Consider the following 18,166-nt stretch of genomic DNA (forward strand, 5'->3'; position numbering starts at 1 on the left):
TGCGCTACTACATTGGCAGATGGGACTCGGTGTAGGCCGAAGTCCGGATGACCAGTACGTCATCGGTCTTGGCCTTCGCCCTGCGGACTCGCGTGCGGCTGGCGCAGTAAAGCGCGAGTGCACAGGCAAGTGCGTAAGCGCTCGCACGCTCGACGAATGCGCTGGGCGTGCTGAATTGCCCGTAACGACTCCGTGCGTCTGCGAATACCAGAAAGGTCAAAGCCGCATCGAACACCAGGGCGGTCGACGCCAGTACGAGGTAAACATAGCCGCCGTTCAAGGCGAGATCCGGCCGGGCGAGATTGCATAGGTGACACGCGACCAGCAGCGTTGCGAGGATCACGAGGTTCGCGGTCAGATCGAACAGAAAGTTGCTCATGGTATCGGAATGAAAGCGCGGGTTTTTCAGCTGTGCCGTTGTGTGTGTCATGCTGACTGGGGCACTGCGCAACACGTTGTTGGCTCACCGGGCGCGATCATTACATGTCTTGATGTCTCGATAAACGAGAAACTTCGGAGTCCAATTGAGTTGGTTTTTCGGGGTGGCGTAGGTATATGCTGCGCTGGAGTGGGGTGCTCCTACGGAATGGATCCGGCTTTCTGTCAGAGTGAGGTGACGAGCGCTGTGGGTGCGAGATAGTGCGGCGGCACTAGTTTGATTGGATATCTCGAAGCGGTACCCGACGACGATTTACGCCGGCTTGCCGGGACCGGTCGAACGATTCTCCGGACTCTCCCTTTCGATTTGCAGAGAGAAGCGGCCTCGGCAGCCCAAGCGAGTTTTGGCGATCTGCGCATTGCGCGCAGCCACTGGGTTAGACGAACCCGTAAACGGACAAAGGGTTACAGGCCCAAGGCCTGTAACCCTTTGATTTTTCTTGGTAGGCCGTACGGGATTCGAACCTGTGACCAACGGATTAAAAGTCCGAGCTAAAAATGATAAAAAACAACGATCTATGGGCGGATCGTGCACCGCAATTTGGCGTGCGGTGGTGTTGTGGGTGTCATACCCAGCAACGCTCCTGAGTGGATTGCGGAGCGGAATGTGAGGCCAAATCTAGAAAAGTCTGCAGGCTACTGCCTTTCTTGCGTCTTCGTTCTGATGCATTTCGCGTATCCCTTCCAGAGCTTTGCGGCCCCACTCTGAGCCGTTTTTCAGCGGATAGTTCTTCAGTTTGTTATCGGTGGGATTTTCTTGCGGGGGCGGTGTTTTTGGCTCGGCCATGTCGGTTTGGATGCCGCTAGTGGGGTTGCCGTTAGTTTACTAGCGTTTTCGGACGGTGGTGGCGTAATGGCGCTGCGGGGTTGTTCAGTGCGCCGGGAGTTGTTCAGCGCTGACGGGGGTTGTTCAGCGCACCGGGAGTTCTTCAGCGCGCTTTAGCCGGGGCGTTTTTCGCGTCCGCGAAATTCCGGCGCGTGTGAGTGTCCTTATTCCGCTTGGTCGTCATCGGCCTTGACGTCTCGGTCATAGAGAGCTTGGTACAGCGCTGCTTTGTGTTTGACGCTAGTTCGATATCGGAACCATGCGAGCGCGGCGTATTCCGCCGCCTTATCGACCTTCGGCAGTCGCGACTTGATCCACTCTTTCACGTCGAAAGTGTTCAAGTTGGCGAGCGATGTGTTCGGAGCGTCTCTCACCTCTTTGTATATCTCTCTTCTGAGTCGAATTAAATATTCCCACGGTTCTTTGGTGGATGCGGCGAGTTCTTCGGGGGTGGCGGGCCACGGATCAAGGCCCGCTGGACATATGTGCCCTGCAGCTGCGTCTGTGATTCCAGTCATTAGCCAGAAAGCGTATTGGGGCCAAGTGGCCGTCGTGGCTTCTAGCATTTGGACTGTCGGGCGCTGGTCGCCGGCATACGTCTTTTGCCAGCTATGTCTGGATATTCCGCTGATGTCTTCCAACTCTTTCCAGCGTCGGGTTGGCGACGTTTCAGCGTCGATGATCGCGCATAGCCGATCTTGAACACTTTGTTCGGGACCGCGTATGCGTTGTATCAGGTCGCGTTCGTAATGAGCCATGGTCTCTTGACAATCAAGAAATACTGATGGATGATCTGGTCAACCGAGATATATTGTCTAGGTTAATTAGATTTATCATCTATTTTACGTGCCATATTTGTCGCGTGTGCGATTTTACGCCCTAGTGGCTACTACAGCGAAAGAGAGGAAAAACCATGTCCAAGCAGAAGCTTACGATTTTGCAAGTTATCCAGAAGGGCGGCACCTCGAAGAAGACGGGGTTGCCTTGGGAGATACACGCCGCGCAGTGCGTGCTGGAGCAGGAGACGTCCGAAGGGAAGCAAATTTTGGTCGGGCAGATCAACTTGCCCAAGGATCTTAAGGAGTCGCAGCCTGGCGACTATTTGGCTGAGTTTGGGCTGCAGCAGTCGATGGATGGAAAGCTTGAGCCTCGGATTGTGTCGCTGGTGCCGTTCGGTATGCCAAAGGCTAAGGCAACTCCTGGTGCAAGCCCCGTTTAGTTCGCGATGAATTAGGTGAGCTATGGACCGCCTTTCATCGTATGCCGTGGATCCCGTTTCGTCGCAGCTAGCGCTTTTGAATGTACTGCTCGCGATCTACCTGATCTGCAAGGGAATGAATTATGTGGCTCGCACGCTGATGCGGCGCGATCCGCCTAAGAAGTCGATTCGTTCGAAGCTGGCCCGCTCGGACGAATCCAAATCAACGGGCCGCGTTTCTGAATGAGGTTAGGCATGTACAAGATGGTCAAGCGTGTTGCAACTGGTGCAGCTCTCGCGGTGGTGTCGGTCGGTGCCTTCGCTCAGGCTTCGGGCACGGCGATCACGGATACGGCGATCGTTTCGTCGATCACGTCGGTGACGGGCAATGTTGAGGACATTGGCGTTGCTGTCCTCAGCGTGGTGACGGTGGTCTTCGCGTTCCGTTTGCTGAAGGGCTTCATCGCTCGCTGATCGTCGGCGCTGCGCTTGAGGCGGAGGCGTCGAGTTCGCGACTCGGCGCCTTTTTTTCGGAGGTCGTATGTCGGATGTGATTGTTTGCGGCGAGTCCGGTACGACGGGAGTGACATACGTCGAGGTCGGGGGGCGGCCGGCCACGTGCGGTGAGGATGCCAGCGGCAACACGTTGGTGCTTCAGGTCGCGTCTGGTGTCGCTGGCGATGGCCCGGTGGATGGCGGCTTTCAGGTTGGCTTTGATGTCGGCGGCGCGGTGCTGGGCGTCATGGCGATGGCGTTCGCGTTTCGGCTTTTGCGGCGTCTCATTGATTCGCCTGGTGGGGATGGGTCGTGAGTCGGGTCAGGTGGGCTGCGGCGGTATTGGTTGCCGGTGTTTTGACGCTATGGGTGGTGAAGGCGGCGCGTTTTTTCGTGGTTGACCTTGAGGAGGGTGAGTGATGCTGTGGTTCTACGAATGCGTCGGGATGGCCTTTGCGACGTGCTATGCGGTCGGCTTGATCCTGTTTTTGTGAGTGACGGATGCGCTATCTGTTCTGCTTTTTTCTCGCTTGCATCTGCGTTTGGTCGGGTGGCGCTTGCGCTCAAACGACGATCGCTTGGACGTCGGATACGTCGTACATCATTTTCGATGGGACGTCGCAGGCAAACATCATTGGTAGTGGCACGGTGCCGCCCGGGTCGACTGAGATAGCGTACGGCAAGCCTCAGATCGAGATGTCGGCCTTAGTCACTGGTAACGCGATTGAGTCGGGGGTTGCCGCGACAGACGGTCGTATCGCGGCCACTCTGAGTGCGATGGGCTCCGCCCTGGCTACGGATGTGGCGGCGGGCGGGGCTTGCGCCGGTGGTGGGATTTTGGGAGTTATTGGCTGTGCGGCCTTGAGTGCGATCACGCAGGCGGCTGTTTTTTTGGGCGTGGAGAAGCTGTGGAGCTGGGCTTTTGGGTCCAGTAGTTCGACACCGGTGACGATCACGGGGCCGTCGCAGAGTTCTGCGCCGTCTGGCGATTACTGGTCGAGTAGCAACGTATGGACAGGTCCGGGAGTGACGTCGACGGATTGTAGTACCGATCCAAACGCCGTTGCGCAGGCGATTGTCAGTGGCTTGAACGATTTCTATGCGCCGTATGTTGGCGGTGTAGCGGCGTGGACGCAGAGCAGTTTCACCGAGAGCAATTCGACGTACACACTTGCGTACAAGAACACGAATACGGGTCAAGCGGGGTCGTTGTCGGTGTCGTTGGTGGAAATCGCGTCTGGTGTGTGTCAGAACGTTCTTGCTCCGCTTTCGGGCGATGGCCCGTTTACCGGTATGGCGACGGTTGGGGGTGCCGTGGCTGATACGCCGTCGAGCGAGCTGACGGAGGGGGTAGCTCCGCAGACGACTGCGGATATGGTGAACGCATTGTGGCAGCAGGCGGCCGCTAAACCTGGTTATGCCGGTCTGCCGTACCCATCGACCGACCCTATTACGCCTTCCGACGTGTCTACTTGGGAGTCGGATAATTCATCGTTCGCACCTGATGTTGGTGACGATCTGGGTGTGGGTTCGGGCGTCGGTTCCCAGGGGAATAGCGGATCTAGTTCTTCGGTCGGGTCGTTGCCTTCAAGCGGGCAGGCATCGGATGGCACTGGTCCGGCTACAAGCTCGGGCACGGCTCCGGGGACGACTACAACGGGCGTTACGACAATGCCGACGGGTTCGACGGGCACAGGTACCGGAACCGGGTCAACAGGCGCCTCTGGCACGTCAACGTCGAGCGATACGGCGGATCTGTGTGCCGAGGACCCTACGGCGTCAGCTTGTGCAACGTTGGGTACGGCTACGGCCGGCACCTTGCCTTCGTCGTCGGTTTCGATTTCGCTGTCGCCCTGGAGCATTGGGCCGACGAACGGGACGTGTCCGGCTCCGGTGTCGTTCGTGGTTTTTGGGCAGACGTTGACGATTGATTACACGCCGATATGTACATTCGCGGCGGACGTCAATCCGATCGTGGTGGCGGTCTGTGGGTTCGCTGCCGCTTTCATCATCGTCATGGGGTTCAAGTCATGAAAAGCTTTTTTGCTGCGGTGGTGTTGTTTCTGATTATTGCGTTCTTTGCCAAAAAAGATGTTGATCGTCAGATGAGCGTCCAACGGTCGGCAGCGACCTGTGCTGGGGTGAGGTTATGAGCTGGGCGGCGTGGTTGGTGTCGGTTGCGGGGCCGTTCGTCATTCAGGCGTTGATTGCGCTGGGTGTCGGCATTGTCACAGTTTCGGGGCTTGACCTCGCGCTGAATACGGCAATGTCGTGGTGTACGAACGCGTTGGGTGGCCTGTCGTCGGCCATCGTCAACGTGCTGGCTATCGCGGGCTTCTGGCAGGGCTTTTCCTATATCGCGGGGGCTTTCGCGACGCGTCTCGCGATGGTTGGTGGCGGTACGTTCAAGAAGTGGTTCTTGCAATGATTACGCTCATCACGGGGACGCCGGGGAGCGGCAAGTCGCTGTATCTGGTCTCGCAATTGCGGCGTGAGCTGAAGGCGGGGCGGCGGTTGCTGGTGAACGGTATCAACGGGTTGGTGATTGACCACGAAATTCTTGATGACGACACGTGCCGCAACTGGCAGAACGTGGTACAGGCCGGCGACATTCTGGTGATTGACGAAGTTCAGCGGATCTGGCCTCCGGTGGCGATGGGTTCGAAGCCTACGCCAGACGTTGAAGCCTTGCACGTGCATCGTCACATGGGCATTGATGTGTTCGTGGTGACCCAGGCTCCGCAGCGCATGAGCAAAACGGTGCGCGATCTGGTCGGCAGGCACGTCCATGTGCGGCGGCTGTTCGGTCTGAACCGTGCCGTGTTGTACGAATGGGATTCTGTGCACAACCCAGGTGGCGGATTCAGGGACGCGGTGAAAACGTTCTGGCGATACCCGCGCGATGTGTTCAATCTGTACGTGAGCGCTGAGGTTCATACGAAGCCGAAAGCGGTCATCCCTAAGGCGCTGTTTGTGCTGCCGGTGGCAGTGATTGTGGCCGGTGTGTTCACGTGGATGACGGTGAAGCATCTGCGCTCGGGGAAGGGCGGAGCCAAGGCTGCGGAGACGACTTCCAGTGCGTCGGGTGCTGCTGCTGACAACACATCGAGCTCGAAGTCCGGTTCGAAGGTATGGCGGGTTGCGGGTCGGTACGTGATCGATGGGCGTGCGTTCGTGCTGGTGGCCGATGGCTCGGGGCGGGTTCGGTCGATGGACGCGAAGGATTTCAAGGGCGATGGGCTTGCGCTTGAGGGATCGGTCGATGGTGATCGGGCTGCGGTGTGGTCGGGGTCGCTTGGCCAGTCGGTGCCGGGTGCGGATAAGTCGGGTGCTTCGCCCGTTCCTGCGTTGGGTGGTCGATGATGCGTGTCCTGCTCACATGTGTACTTGCGGTCTGTTCGTCGTTGGCTTGGGCCGGTGACGCGGCCGTGCCGTTGTTGCCGCTGCCACCGTTGCCAGTGTCGTTTGCGGTTCAGTCTTCGTCGGGGCCGCCGTTGCAGCCACTGCCGCATGTGAGCCGTAAGGGGTCGTTCGATCTGCGGTTCGTGAACGTCGGGCAGCTGGTGGATCTACTGTATGACGACGCGATGCACGTGCCGCACGTCATATCGTCTGAGGTGCTTAACGATTCGCGCGTGGTGTCGTTTCAGTACGATTCGGCCGACGGTGACCTGCATGGGTTCGTCAAGGTGTTTCTGGACTCACTAGGGTTCAAGGTCGATACGCGCGATGGGGTTGATTTCGTCATGCCGAAGGATGCATCCGACCTGAAGCAGCAACCTCGGCAGTCGTTCGTGTATCACCCGCGATTCCGGTCTGCGTCGTATCTGTCAGCGCTAGTGAAGCCGCTTTTTCAGGGGACGGTCAACACCTCGTCTGCGTCACCGTTGCAGGGTTCGCCTGAGCTGGCGTCGGCGGTTACTGCACCTGTTGCGGCGTCGGCGGTCGGTGCGTCGGGCGCCGTTGTTACGTCGCCTTCGAACTCCCTGCCAGTGTCGAGCGTGTCGGCTGCCGATGACCTGGTGTTTATCGGCAAGGAGTCGGAGATTGCCGAGTTGCGCAAGTTGCTGCCGCAACTGGATACTAATCCCGGCCAGGTGGTGGTGCGTGGATGGGTGTACGAGGTGTCGGATACGAACTCGACAAACTCGGCTTTTTCGATAGCGGCGCATCTGCTGGATGGGCAGATCGGTGTGTCAAATGGTTCGGCCTCGACGGATGCGAGCGCACTGACGTTTGATGCGCATTTTCTGAATGTGGCGATATCGGCGTTGAACGCGGATACGCGATTTAAGGAGGTCTCGGATCCGAACGTGCGTGTGGTGTCGGGGCAGAAAGTTAGTTTGAACGTTGGCGAGCAGGTGCCGACGTTGGGGAGTGTGAGCTACGAGGGGACATCGAACACGCCGGTGCAGTCTGTGGTGTATCAGGACGCTGGGGTGATTTTCGAGGTGGAGCCGATTGTCCTAGCCGATTCGGTTCAACTGCAGCTCGACGAGCAGGTGTCGAGTTTCGTGGCGACGACTTCGGGCGTCAACAACAGTCCGACGAAGAACACCCGCGAGCTGACGACGACGGTGGGGCTGCGCGATAACGAGGTCGTGGTGCTCGGCGGTCTTGTGCAGGATTCGAACAGTCAGACCGTCACTCATGAGGGCTGGTTGCCGCATTTCCTCGATGGTAAGTCGGGAGCTAAGGGTCGTACTGAAATCTTGTTGGTTTTGCAGGTTCAACGCGTGGATGGTCCGCGTTCGGCTTTGTAGCCGGTACGGGATGCGCTGGGGTCAAGGCTCGCGGTAGCGACCCGTAGGGCTTGGCCTTGATGCCAGCTATGCCTCCATACGCTCTGTCGTGGGTTGTGCCGGCCGCAGGATGGCGCAACCCATGACAAACATGCGCGGGTTGTGTGTCGGTGGTGTGGGACTGTGGGAAATGGTTACGGCGTGGTGTGCGCCGGGTGGGCCGCGGCCTGCCGCGTGCGACCCGGCGCGCGAAGCGCGCCTAGATTTATATCAGGGACACTTAACGTACGCGGATGAGTTGAACAAGTTGATTAGGGGGAATCGGTTCGGTGTTGATGACGTAGGCGGGTGAATTGCCAGAGTCAATAAAAAAGCCTCGACCGCTGCAACGGTTCGAGGCTCGTACAACAGCATTACAAGGACTAGTTGCAATGCACGACGATAGTATAGGCAATTTCTCGGCGTTTCGCCGGGAATGGGTGGTTCGTGGCCGAAATTTTGGTGACGGTCAGGTTGAGGTTACGGCTACGCGATTCGACCGGTATATGGGCGCACAGGGCTTAAGCCTGATGCCTCGGGCGAAGCGCGGTGAGTCGGAGAATACTGAGCAGAACCTTATGGATGCAGCAAAGCGAGCCAAGCAGCAAGTGCGTCTGAGATGCAAGGCGATTGGTGCTGATCGTATGATCACGTTGACTTATCGCGAGAACGTGCTGGACAAGGCGAGACTAAAGAAGGACTTTGACGCGCTTCGGCGGAGGCTCGGAAAGGTTCGGGGGTTTCAATACGTTGCGGTTGCTGAGCGGCAGAAGCGTGGATCGTGGCATCTTCATATCGCGCTGAAGGGTCGGCAAAACTACAGCGTGTTGCGATCCATTTGGTGGAGCATCGTAGGAAACGGTAACGGCAATATCGATGTGCGGAACCCGTTTAGAGAGAAGGGTTTACGTCATAAGCTAGCGTCGTACCTTAGCAAGTACATCACCAAAGACTTCGCTGAACACGCACTTAACGAGAAGCGATATTGGACCAGTCGCGGCGTCGCGATTCCTGAGCAGCATCCGATTGCACATCTGATCTGCGATAACGCGGCCGAGGCGATCAAGGTAGCATTTGATGCCGCTCTTAGGGTCGGGTCGACGCTTGATCGTTGCCAGGCGTATTGGAATCAGGAGCTCGGTTGTTTCTGGCTTTCGACGCGGGAGAATTAGCAATGGAAGATACGTTTCTTTCGCCTCAAGAATTAGTAGTACTTACAGGTAGAAAAGTGAAATCAAAACAGATTGATGCGTTACGGCGCATGGGGATCGCGTTTTTCGTGAATGCGCTTGGTAAGCCGGTTGTCGCACGTGCGGCTGTTGAGAGTAGGCCAGAAGTGTCTGCGCAGCGTTCGGTGCGTGCCTCTTGGCAACCGCGAGTGTTGGCGAGTTGATATGGGGCGTCGTCCGTCGAAGAACCTGAATTTGCCGCCGGGTATGCGTGCGCGAACGCAGCGAAGCGGGGCTGTGTATTACTACTTTGATGTTGGTGGTACGCCTCGGCGGGAGATTCCGTTGGGATCGGATTTCGTGGAAGCGGTCCGCAAGTGGTCGGAGTTGGAGGCTCAAGGGCGAAATAAACACGCGGAGCTGGTGACGTTCAGATACGCGGCCGAGCGGTACGTTCGCGAGGTGTTACCGATTAAGTCACGTCGTACGCAGCGGGACAATTTGTTGGAGCTGTCGAACCTCTATAAATTTTTTGATGATCCGCCTGCGTTGCTCACTGACATTAAGCCGGTGCATGTAAAGCAATTCTTGTCGTGGCGAGGCGAACAGGCGCGGCAGTGGTACGTCGAGAAGAAGCGGTCGGTTCCTGTTCAGCCAGGTCACGTTCGGGCTAATCGCGAAGTCGCGTTGTTTTCCCATATTTTCAATTACGCTCGAGAGCATGGCATAACTGATGCCGTTAACCCGTGTGTCGGGGTGCGCAGGAATAAGGAGAGTGGCCGCACCGTGTACGTTGAGGATGACGTTTTCCAGCGTGTTTGGGAGGTGGCCGATGAGCCTACGCGGGACGCGATGGATCTGGCCTATCTGACAGGGCAAAGACCAGCGGATACGTTGAAATTCGCGGAGAGTGATATCCGGGCTGGGGAGCTGTGGGTTGTGCAGGGTAAGCGAGGCAAGAAGCTTCGCATCACGGTATCTGGTGAACTGGCGGTGGTGATTGATCGGATTCGGGCGCGCAAGGCGGCGTGTAACGCGAAGTGCGATGCGCTTGTTGTGAACGAGGGGGGCGAACGCCTGATGCGTGATGCGCTTCGGTTTCGTTTTGATCGGGCGAGGCTTGCGGCGCGAGTGCAAAAGAATTTGTTTCAGTTTCGGGATCTGCGTGCGAAGGCCGGCACGGATAAGAGTGAGTCGGCCGGCGACATTCGAGCGGCGCAACTGCAGTTAGGCCACAAGTCGTTAAAGATGACTGAGCACTATGTTCGTGAGCGAAAGGGCGACAAGGTTGGTCCCACTAGGTAACCGCAGGTCGATGTAGCGAGGGTGGTCGATAAGCTTTTTTCTTCAGGAGGGTCGATGCGTACAGTGAATATCGGAGTGGAGGCACATGATGTTTCAGATGCTCGATTTGTTGCCGCGATGAAGGGCGAGGGCCAGGGCGAATTCATAACCTTTGAGTCGGTACATGCGTTGCTGGATACGTTGACGCCTGCTCGCTGGCACATACTGATGGCCCTTGCAGGGCGGGGGCCGCGATACGCGGTTGAAGTTCACGAATCCGTTGGTCGGCCTCTGGCTGAAGTGTGCGAGGACGTTAGGGTGCTTGTGGAACGAGGTGTGGTTGACGAGGATTCGCACGGCTGCGTCGTTTTTCCGTACGAGCACGTGCGGGTCGGATTTGAATGGCTTAAATGAGCGTAGGGTAGGTTGTCAGGCGGGGCTTTGATGGCTTCCCCATGATGAGCGTCGACATCGAGTATGCGGTGAGCAATACGAACGGCGACCCGGAGACCGGCCGCGAGCTTGTGATGACAAAAAGCGAGCTAAGCTCCCGAACCGGCGGCTTGTTCTACCGGAGGTAAAATGTTCCGGGGCGCGGGTGAGGCCCCGCAAACAATGATGTCGGGGGCTTAATGAGCGATATGGCGGCTGCAGTGGTCGGTGCCAGTACCGTCCTTGTAGTGGCGTACGGCACGAACTTTCTCGCGGAAGAGTACCGACGTTTTCTCGACGCAAAGGCTTTGGCCAGCGCGCTTTGTGGCGAGTTGAGAGCGCATATGAGCGCCGTTCCAAGGATGAAGGAGACTTTTCCTAAAGTGAAAGGGGCTGGCCCGGACGGGAAGCCTAAGTACCTGCCGCAAATCGATCCCCCGACCAGTCCGATTTTCGATGCCAACGTCACGAAGCTCGGCCTGTTGGGAGAGCCCCTCGCGGGCGAGGTCGCGTTCGCGTACGAAATCCTCCGCGCCTTTCGAGGGCTGCTAGGTAGTCTTCTCCGCGAGCAGCGAGATCTGGCCGTGCAACAGTTCGACAGTCGTATCCAAACGGCGCTAGACCTCATCGTGGAACACGAGCCGCAAGCTCACGAGCTTATAACGGCGTTGGCGAACTTCACAGGGCGGCGATTTTGGGCGTCCCCGACGACGTGGTTGCAGTTGTATCGAAATCCACGTGGAAGCGTCCGGCCTGATTGATGACGAAACTTCCGCCAAATCCGGAGAGGCGAAGAGCGCCAAAGGGAGCGCGAAACGATGCCAGTTCGCGCGCGACGCTACAGGTTTTGCGGAGCAGGTGCGTTTTTGCGGAGCAAGAAAAAGGGCTTAGCCGAAGCTAAGCCCTTGTATTCTTTGGTAGGCCGTACGGGATTCGAACCTGTGACCAACGGATTAAAAGTCCGCTGCTCTACCAGCTGAGCTAACGACCCAAAAGAGAAGCGGAATTATAGCGATACGGCGTGCCGCCTGTCAACCCGGCAGCTGTCGCGCGGAAAAACGAAAAGCCCAGAGCAACGACTGCCCCGGGCTTTCCGGCGAGAGGCGCGCGTGACGTTTAATTCGACACTACGCGTTTGCTGCGAGCTGCAAATTACTTGATTTGCGACAACTTGCCTTGCGCCGACTGCGCGACGTCCGAGCTGCCGTATTGCGCCACGATCTGCTCGAGGGTCTTCTTTGCTGCTGCTTTCTGACCTTGTTCGAGCTGATTGTTGGCAATCGCGAGCAGCGCTTCCGGCGCACGCGGATGCTGCGGGTAATTCTTCACGACGCCTTCCCACGTAGCCGTCGAGCCCTTGTAGTCACGCAGTGCATACAGTGCGTTGCCGAGCCAGTACTGCGCGGTCGGCTGATAGGGGCTCTGCGGATACTTGGCGATGAAGCTGCGGAAGGAGGCCGCCGCACTTTTGAAGTCGCCGTTGCGGAACTGCGTTGAGGCCGCATTGAACGCATCCGTCTCGCCAGGCTGTACCGTGCCTTCTACACCATCCACGGTCTGCTGCTGCGGCTCGAATTTCTTGAGCCGCGTGTCGAGATCGGTGTAGTAGTCCTTCTGCTGCTTTTGCACTGTGGCGAGCTGGTTTGCCATGTCCTCGTTCTGTCCGCGAAGCGTCGCGACCTGCTGGTTGAGCTGATCGAGGCGGTTGGACTGATCGAGGATGGTCCGCTGCGCGGCCGACAACTGACTCGACAGGCTATCGGTCTTGGTACGCAGATCGAGAATCGCCTGACGGGCCTGGTCGTCGTCGAACATGCCGGCGTGAGCCGGCACGGCCGTCAGGGCCGAGCCCGCCACGCAGGCGGCTGCAGCAAAGCGCAGCCAGGAGAAACGTTGCGTCATACGGCTCATCACCTATTACTGTTGGTAGACGAGATCAGCGCGGCGGTTTTGTGCCCACGATTCTTCGTCATGACCGGTTGCCTGCGGCTTTTCCTTGCCCAGACTCACGGCTTCCATTTGCGAATCCGGCACGCCAAGCAGCGACAGCGCGCGACGGACAGCTTCAGCACGCTTCTGGCCGAGTGCCAGGTTGTACTCGCTCGTGCCGCGTTCGTCGGTGTTGCCCTGGATCAGCACGTGACGTTCCGGATGTGCTTTCAGATAACGCGCGTGTTGTGCCAGCAGCGACTGGTATTCGTCCTTGACCGAGTAGCTGTCGAAGTCGAAGTAGATGCTACGCTTGGCGAGCGGGCTGTTCGGATCGTTCAGCTCGTCGACGTTCACCTGTGCGACTGCATTCGGGTTCGGTTGAGTTGAGACAGCGCCGCCCTTATTGGCGTTCTCGTCGAGCTTGACGCCCGAATGACATGCAGCGAGTGCACCGACCAGCAATGCGGCAAATACGATACGAAGTTTAGACATCATTGTTACTCTCCTTGTGTGTTATTGCATAAACGGGCCCCAGGACGGCTCGCGAACGACGCCGCCCTGAACGGACAGGACCTGCCGAGTGCGACCGTCGGTCGATACTGCGGCCAACACGCCACGGCCGTTCACCTGTGTGGCGTAAAGAATGTACTGACCATTCGCCGCGAAGCTCGGCGATTCGTCATGTGTTGTGTCGGTCAGGCCGGTTGCGGAACCGGACTGCAAGTCCTGAACATACAGCTTGAAAGCGCCGCCCACACGCGAGATATAGGCGAGCTGCTTGCCGTCCGGGCTCACGCGCGGGCTCGTATTGTAGCTGCCCGTGAACGTGACCCGCTGGGCCGCGCCGGCGCTTTCGCCCTGGGCCGGCATCTTGTAGATCTGCGGTTGACCACCACGGTCGCTGGTGAAATAAATCCACTGTCCGTCAGGAGAGTAGTTCGGTTCGGTGTCGATCGAGCTGCCTTGAGTCAGCCGGCGCAGACCGCTGCCGTCCGCATTGACGGCGAAAATCTGCGTGTTGCCGGTGCGCGAAAGCGCCACAGCCAACGTGCGTCCATCCGGCGACCAGGCCGGCGCACTGTTATTTCCCTTCTGGTCCGAAACGATCACGCGACGGCCCGTGGGCAGATCGTGGATGTAGACGATCGGCTTTTTCTTTTCGAAGGACACGTAGGCGACCTTCGTGCCGTCAGGCGACCAGGCGGGCGAGATGATCGGCTCGGGGCTCGACAGCGCGATGTGCGCATCCTGGCCATCCGAATCGGAAATCTGCAACTGGTAGCGGTTGCCGGTCTTGATGACGTAAGACAGACGGGTGGCGAACACGCCGCGATCGCCCAACAGCTTCGCATAGATGTAGTCGGCGACCTTATGCGCGCTCATCCGCAGGCCGCTTTCGGGGCTCACCAGCACGAGGCCACCAAGGCTTTCGCCCTTGACCGTGTCGTACAGTTTGAAGCGCACTTCGTACTGGCCGTTCGGCAGGTGGTTCACGCTGCCGGCCACGAACGCGTTGGCGCCCTTGGCCTTCCAGCTGCCCAGATCGACCGAATCGGTTTCCGAAACGGGCGCGCTGCCGGCGTCGACGTTGGTGAATTTGCCGCTGCGTTGCAGATCCTGGCGCACGATCGTGCTGACCTGTTGCGGCGAGTTCGCTTCATTGGCGAAATTCGCCGTCGCGATGGGGAACTGGGTAGCTCCGACGCCCGTAACGAGGACGTTAAGTTGGGCGTGTGCTGCGCCGCCCGCTGCAATCAGGCACGACGCCACCAATGTCCGCAGGCCTAGCTTGGTCATCAAAGTCATGCTGTATGGATTCCCAAAAAATACGATTTCTATCACGGTATGACAGCAGACAGACCGGGAAACTCTCAATTCGTTCCCGGAGACGCCCCGCTGGACGGGGCGTTGGGCCTGCTATCAACCAGCCGGGCGTAAGGTAATCTTGAAGCTCGACGGCGTTTTACCATCAACATCGACCGGCATCGGATCGGACGCCCTGACGGCTCGCTCAGCGGCTGCATCCCACTGGGGATTGCTGCTGGGACGGGTGACCGTCACGTCCAGTAGCGTGCCCGTAGGCGAGCAACGTACGGAAATTTCGGTTTCCAGACCTTGCGTATCACCCGACCAAACGATGTTGGGCCGCACGCGCCGTCTGACCTTGTCCGCATACCCGGGCGAAGTCGACGTGCCGCCAGAGCCACTACCGGTGCCGCTCTTCGCAAGACCGTTGCCCGTCGAGCCTTCGCCCCCGGCCATACCTTGCATCTGTGCAAGCCGCGCACGACGCTCCTGATCGAGCTTCTTCGCTTGCGCTGCGTCGGCCGCCGCTTTAGCCGCCTTCGCCGCCTTCTGCTCATCGGCCTTCTTTTGCGCGTCGGCCTGGGCCTGCTGTTGCTGCTCCTGCAGTTGCTGTTGCTTCAACTGATCCTGCTTTTGCTGATCAGCCAGTTGCTGCTGCTTGAGCTTGTCAGCCTGCTGCTGTTGCTGCTTCAACTTGGCGGCCTGAGCTTTCTGGGCGGCCAGCTGCGCAGCCTGGTCGGCCAGCTGTTGCTGACGTTTCGCGTCGGCTTCCTGCTGGGCTTGCAGCTGCTGCTGTCGCTGCTGTTCGGCAAGCTGGGCCTGGCGTGCGGCTTCCTGCTGCTGACGTTTCTTTTCCTGCAACGCAATATCCGCCTGTTCATCAGGCAGCGGCGGAGCAGGGGCTACCGGCACCGGAGGCGGCGGTGGCGGCCGCGGCGTCGTGACGTCGGGCACCTCCGTCCACAGTTCGGCTTCGGCGCCCGCCGGCGTGCTGTTCTGCCATTGAATGCCGTGGTACAGAAAGAACGCAAGCAGCGCATGCATCACCAGCGCGAGCGCGAACGCTCGCCAGGTACCGCGTTCACGCGGCGGCTGGAGCGGGTAAGTGGAATTCTTGCGGATCATTGCGATTTGACGAGCAGGCCAACGCGCTTGACGCCGCGAGCCTTCAGGTCGGACATCACGTTCATCACGGCTTCGTACTTCACCGTCTTGTCAGCGGCGATCACAACCGGCTGGTCCGGGTGCGACTGCTCGCGGTCGGTGACGAAGCTATCGAGATCCGCCCGCGTCATGCTTTCTTGCTGCATGGCGCCATTGTCGTCTTTATATTTGACGTTCATGTTGCCATCTGCGCGGATATTCACGACAACCGGTGGTGTCTGCTGTTGCGGAGCGGCCCCGCCGACGGTAGGCAGATTGACGATCGACGGCGCGACGAGCGGCGCGGTCACCATGAAGATCACGAGCAGCACGAGCATCACGTCGATATACGGCACGACGTTGATATCGGCCATCGCGCGGCGCGAACGGCTGCCGCGCATACTGGAGGAGCGACTGGAGGAACCGGCCATCGTGGACTCCTTAGTGCGCCTGACGTTGCAGGATGTTCGAGAATTCTTCGATGAAGGTCTCGAAGCGGATCGCCAGACGGTCGATGTCGTGCGCGTAACGGTTGTAGGCCACCACCGCCGGAATGGCGGCGAACAGGCCGATTGCCGTTGCGGTCAGCGCCTCGGCGATACCTGGCGCGACGTTGGCGAGCGTGGCCTGCTGGACGTTGGCGAGGCCGCGGAACGCATTCATGATCCCCCAAACCGTGCCGAAGAGACCGATGTACGGACTGACCGAACCCACCGAGGCGAGGAACGCCAGATTGGCTTCGAGCACATCCATCTCGCGCTGGAACGCGGCGCGCATCGCGCGGCGGGCGCCGTCGAGGATCAGGCCCGGGTCGTTAAGACGCTTTTCCTTGCCCTTCAGGAATTCGCGCATGCCGGACTCGAAGATGCGTTCGAGCGCACCGATCGTATGGCGGTTGTTCGCAGCGCTTTGATAGAGCGCCTGCAGGTCGCCGCCGGACCAGAAATCGCGTTCGAAACGCTCAGTCTGCGCGCGTGCGCGGCGGATCGCAAACCACTTGCGGAAGATGAAAGTCCACGACAGCAGCGACAGCAGCAGCAACAGTGCCATCACTGCCTGCGCCAGCAGACTCGCATTAAGAACGAGAGAAATGATCGATAGATCTTGTGTAGTGTTCATATAGGTTCGCTGTAACGTCCCGGAAGGGGGCGTCCGGCTGCAAGGTCAGTCGAAGCTTGCCGTGAGGAAACCGGAAGCTTCGGCAGACCGCGGGCCGAACCATGCTTTGTGTTGCTTGATCGATACGAGTTCACTGGCCCCGTAACAACGATGTTCAACCGTTGTCCGTTGACACGTTGCACATACTTACATCGGCCCCTCGACGCAATGCGGCGAGGACAGATGCAGGAATCGCGGCAGGGCGCAGCGTTACCCGGTCGACGCAGCCGACCCGAATGGTCCCCGTAGCAAGCAGCGTGCCCTCGCGCCACGCCTCCTGGAAGAAATCGACCGACGCGCGGCCAATTCGTTCGGGGCGGCTAACAATTTTGACGAGATCGTCAAGCCGGGCGGGCGCGAGATAGTCGAGCGCGGTGCTGCGTACGATGAACAGGGCGCCCGTTTCCTGCACCAGGCGGTCCTGCTCGACGCCGCATGCTCGTAGCCATTCGGTACGTGCCCGCTCGAAAAACTTCAAATAATTCGCGTAGAACACGATGCCGCCAGCATCGGTATCTTCGTAGTACACGCGAATCGGCCAGATGAAGCCGATTCCCGCATCGGGCTCGCTGGGGGACATATTCATGCGGCGCATTTTACCCGGAACGCAAAACCCCACGTTATTTCGTGGGTCAGTCCGGATAAGGCAGCCTTAGCCGCGATGCACCGACAACCCTGCAAACGACTGCGCGACGGGCATCAGTTCGATCGTGTTGACGTTGACATGTGCCGGGCGCGTCGCGGTCCAGTAGATCGCATCGGCGATGTCTTCGGCGGTCAACGGCTGCACGTTCTGGTAGACGTTGGCCGCCTTCTCGTCGTCGCCGCGAAAGCGCACGTTGGAAAACTCGGTACCCCCGCACAAGCCAGGCTCGACATCGGTTACGCGCAACGGTGTGCCGGCCAGATCGGCGCGCAGGTTCAGGCTGAACTGGCGCACGAAAGCCTTGGTGGCGCCGTAGACGTTGCCGCCCGCATACGGCCAGTTTGCCGCCGCCGAACTTAGGTTAAACACATGGCCGCATTTGCGCTCGACCATCCCGGGTAGCAATGCATGCGTGACGTGCACGAGCCCGGAGCAGTTCGTGTCGATCATGGTTTGCCAGTCGTCGAGGTTCGCGCGTTGCGCAGGTTCAAGGCCGAGCGCGAGGCCGGCGTTGTTCACCAGCACGTCGATCGCCGCAAAGCTCTCCGGCAGCGCAGCGGGGACGGCGGCAACGGCGGCGCGGTCGCGCACGTCGAGTTCGAGCGGCAGAAGCGCCTCGCCCAGTTCGTCGGCAAGCGCCTGCAGGCGGTCTTTACGGCGCGCGGTGGCGACGACGCGATGGCCGCCCTTGACGAAAGTGCGGGCGATGGCGGCGCCGAATCCTGCGGACGCCCCGGTGACGAAGACGATCATGGCGTTTTCCTGATGGGGAGAGGGGAAAGTCGCCAAGCCTACTTGCAATGCGGCGCTGCGGCAAGAACGCCCTTGTCGCCAGTGGAGTGTCTCCAGGCGCGCGGA

General features: G+C 59.1%; 23 protein-coding genes and 1 tRNA gene. 13 read left to right on the top strand and 11 right to left on the bottom strand.

The features are described 5' to 3' along the window. Window positions 1-7: 7 nt before the first annotated feature. Both P3T17_RS33410 and P3T17_RS33415 read right to left on the bottom strand, forming a co-directional pair. A complete protein-coding gene (locus tag P3T17_RS33410) occupies window positions 8-430 on the bottom strand; it encodes a hypothetical protein (RefSeq protein ID WP_429411121.1) in 423 nt (140 codons plus the stop codon). Between the two features lie 998 nt (window positions 431-1,428). Next, window positions 1,429-2,022, bottom strand: a complete 594-nt coding sequence (locus P3T17_RS33415; protein WP_429411123.1) for a hypothetical protein — start codon at window positions 2,020-2,022, stop codon at window positions 1,429-1,431. 155 nt (window positions 2,023-2,177) lie between these two features. Between P3T17_RS33415 and P3T17_RS33420 the strand changes: the two genes are divergently transcribed. The 13 genes from P3T17_RS33420 (at window position 2,178) to P3T17_RS33480 (ending at window position 11,384) form a co-directional block, all read left to right on the top strand. After that, window positions 2,178-2,483: a cellulose synthase gene (locus P3T17_RS33420; RefSeq protein ID WP_429411125.1), complete on the top strand. Its 306-nt coding sequence runs from the start codon at window positions 2,178-2,180 to the stop codon at window positions 2,481-2,483. A 234-nt stretch (window positions 2,484-2,717) separates the two neighbouring features. Then, window positions 2,718-2,936, top strand: coding sequence for a major capsid protein (locus P3T17_RS33425; protein ID WP_429411127.1), 219 nt, complete (start codon window positions 2,718-2,720; stop codon window positions 2,934-2,936). A 67-nt stretch (window positions 2,937-3,003) separates the two neighbouring features. Further along, complete coding sequence (locus P3T17_RS33430) at window positions 3,004-3,273, top strand: hypothetical protein (protein ID WP_429411129.1); 270 nt, start codon at window positions 3,004-3,006, stop codon at window positions 3,271-3,273. Window positions 3,274-4,043: 770 nt separating this feature from the next. After that, entirely contained in the window at window positions 4,044-4,991 is a 948-nt protein-coding gene (locus tag P3T17_RS33435) for a virulence factor TspB C-terminal domain-related protein (RefSeq protein WP_429411131.1), read from the top strand. Then, on the top strand, window positions 4,988-5,110 hold the full coding sequence (locus P3T17_RS33440) for a hypothetical protein (protein WP_429411133.1): 123 nt from the start codon (window positions 4,988-4,990) through the stop codon (window positions 5,108-5,110). Before P3T17_RS33435 ends, P3T17_RS33440 begins: the two co-directional genes overlap by 4 nt. Next, window positions 5,107-5,385 (top strand): DUF2523 family protein, encoded by a 279-nt coding sequence (locus P3T17_RS33445; protein ID WP_429411135.1) that lies wholly within the window; start codon window positions 5,107-5,109, stop codon window positions 5,383-5,385. Before P3T17_RS33440 ends, P3T17_RS33445 begins: the two co-directional genes overlap by 4 nt. Further along, a complete protein-coding gene (locus P3T17_RS33450; RefSeq protein WP_429411137.1) occupies window positions 5,382-6,320 on the top strand; it encodes a zonular occludens toxin domain-containing protein in 939 nt (312 codons plus the stop codon). Before P3T17_RS33445 ends, P3T17_RS33450 begins: the two co-directional genes overlap by 4 nt. A 65-nt stretch (window positions 6,321-6,385) precedes the next feature. After that, on the top strand, window positions 6,386-7,720 hold the full coding sequence (locus P3T17_RS33455) for a type II secretion system protein GspD (protein WP_429411139.1): 1,335 nt from the start codon (window positions 6,386-6,388) through the stop codon (window positions 7,718-7,720). Between the two features lie 410 nt (window positions 7,721-8,130). After that, on the top strand, window positions 8,131-8,910 hold the full coding sequence (locus tag P3T17_RS33460; protein WP_429411141.1) for a rolling circle replication-associated protein: 780 nt from the start codon (window positions 8,131-8,133) through the stop codon (window positions 8,908-8,910). 2 nt (window positions 8,911-8,912) lie between these two features. After that, on the top strand, window positions 8,913-9,131 hold the full coding sequence (locus P3T17_RS33465; protein ID WP_429411144.1) for a DUF4224 domain-containing protein: 219 nt from the start codon (window positions 8,913-8,915) through the stop codon (window positions 9,129-9,131). A gap of 73 nt (window positions 9,132-9,204) precedes the next feature. After that, entirely contained in the window at window positions 9,205-10,212 is a 1,008-nt protein-coding gene (locus P3T17_RS33470) for a tyrosine-type recombinase/integrase (RefSeq protein ID WP_429411146.1), read from the top strand. 54 nt (window positions 10,213-10,266) lie between these two features. Then, entirely contained in the window at window positions 10,267-10,605 is a 339-nt protein-coding gene (locus tag P3T17_RS33475) for a transcriptional regulator (RefSeq protein WP_429411148.1), read from the top strand. Window positions 10,606-10,823: 218 nt separating this feature from the next. Further along, a complete protein-coding gene (locus P3T17_RS33480) occupies window positions 10,824-11,384 on the top strand; it encodes a hypothetical protein (protein ID WP_133892907.1) in 561 nt (186 codons plus the stop codon). Window positions 11,385-11,538: 154 nt separating this feature from the next. Here P3T17_RS33480 and P3T17_RS33485 read toward each other — a convergent pair. The 9 genes from P3T17_RS33485 to ydfG all read right to left on the bottom strand — a co-directional run bounded on the left by P3T17_RS33485 (window position 11,539) and on the right by ydfG (window position 18,061). Continuing rightward, window positions 11,539-11,614, bottom strand: a tRNA-Lys gene (locus tag P3T17_RS33485). Window positions 11,615-11,775: 161 nt separating this feature from the next. After that, window positions 11,776-12,525, bottom strand: coding sequence for a tol-pal system protein YbgF (gene ybgF, locus P3T17_RS33490; protein ID WP_074265795.1), 750 nt, complete (start codon window positions 12,523-12,525; stop codon window positions 11,776-11,778). A gap of 15 nt (window positions 12,526-12,540) precedes the next feature. Then, on the bottom strand, window positions 12,541-13,050 hold the full coding sequence (gene pal, locus P3T17_RS33495) for a peptidoglycan-associated lipoprotein Pal (RefSeq protein WP_074265794.1): 510 nt from the start codon (window positions 13,048-13,050) through the stop codon (window positions 12,541-12,543). 18 nt (window positions 13,051-13,068) lie between these two features. Further along, a complete protein-coding gene (gene tolB / locus P3T17_RS33500; protein WP_074265793.1) occupies window positions 13,069-14,361 on the bottom strand; it encodes a Tol-Pal system beta propeller repeat protein TolB in 1,293 nt (430 codons plus the stop codon). A gap of 114 nt (window positions 14,362-14,475) precedes the next feature. Then, window positions 14,476-15,486, bottom strand: a complete 1,011-nt coding sequence (gene tolA, locus P3T17_RS33505) for a cell envelope integrity protein TolA (protein ID WP_074265792.1) — start codon at window positions 15,484-15,486, stop codon at window positions 14,476-14,478. Next, the gene (tolR, locus tag P3T17_RS33510) at window positions 15,483-15,935 is read right to left on the bottom strand and encodes a protein TolR (RefSeq protein ID WP_074265791.1); all 453 of its coding nucleotides are present in this window, start codon (window positions 15,933-15,935) and stop codon (window positions 15,483-15,485) included. The genes tolA and tolR overlap by 4 nt, the downstream gene beginning before the upstream one ends. 10 nt (window positions 15,936-15,945) lie before the next feature. Continuing rightward, window positions 15,946-16,623, bottom strand: coding sequence for a protein TolQ (tolQ, locus tag P3T17_RS33515; protein ID WP_074265790.1), 678 nt, complete (start codon window positions 16,621-16,623; stop codon window positions 15,946-15,948). A 154-nt stretch (window positions 16,624-16,777) separates the two neighbouring features. Then, window positions 16,778-17,257, bottom strand: a complete 480-nt coding sequence (gene ybgC, locus P3T17_RS33520) for a tol-pal system-associated acyl-CoA thioesterase (RefSeq protein ID WP_074265789.1) — start codon at window positions 17,255-17,257, stop codon at window positions 16,778-16,780. Window positions 17,258-17,314: 57 nt separating this feature from the next. Next, complete coding sequence (gene ydfG, locus P3T17_RS33525) at window positions 17,315-18,061, bottom strand: bifunctional NADP-dependent 3-hydroxy acid dehydrogenase/3-hydroxypropionate dehydrogenase YdfG (protein WP_429286540.1); 747 nt, start codon at window positions 18,059-18,061, stop codon at window positions 17,315-17,317. Between the last annotated feature and the right edge of the window lie 105 nt (window positions 18,062-18,166).

Origin of the sequence: Paraburkholderia sp. GAS82, from assembly GCF_050436285.1 — a bacterium.
Taxonomy (GTDB): Bacteria; Pseudomonadota; Gammaproteobacteria; order Burkholderiales; family Burkholderiaceae; genus Paraburkholderia; species Paraburkholderia phenazinium_B.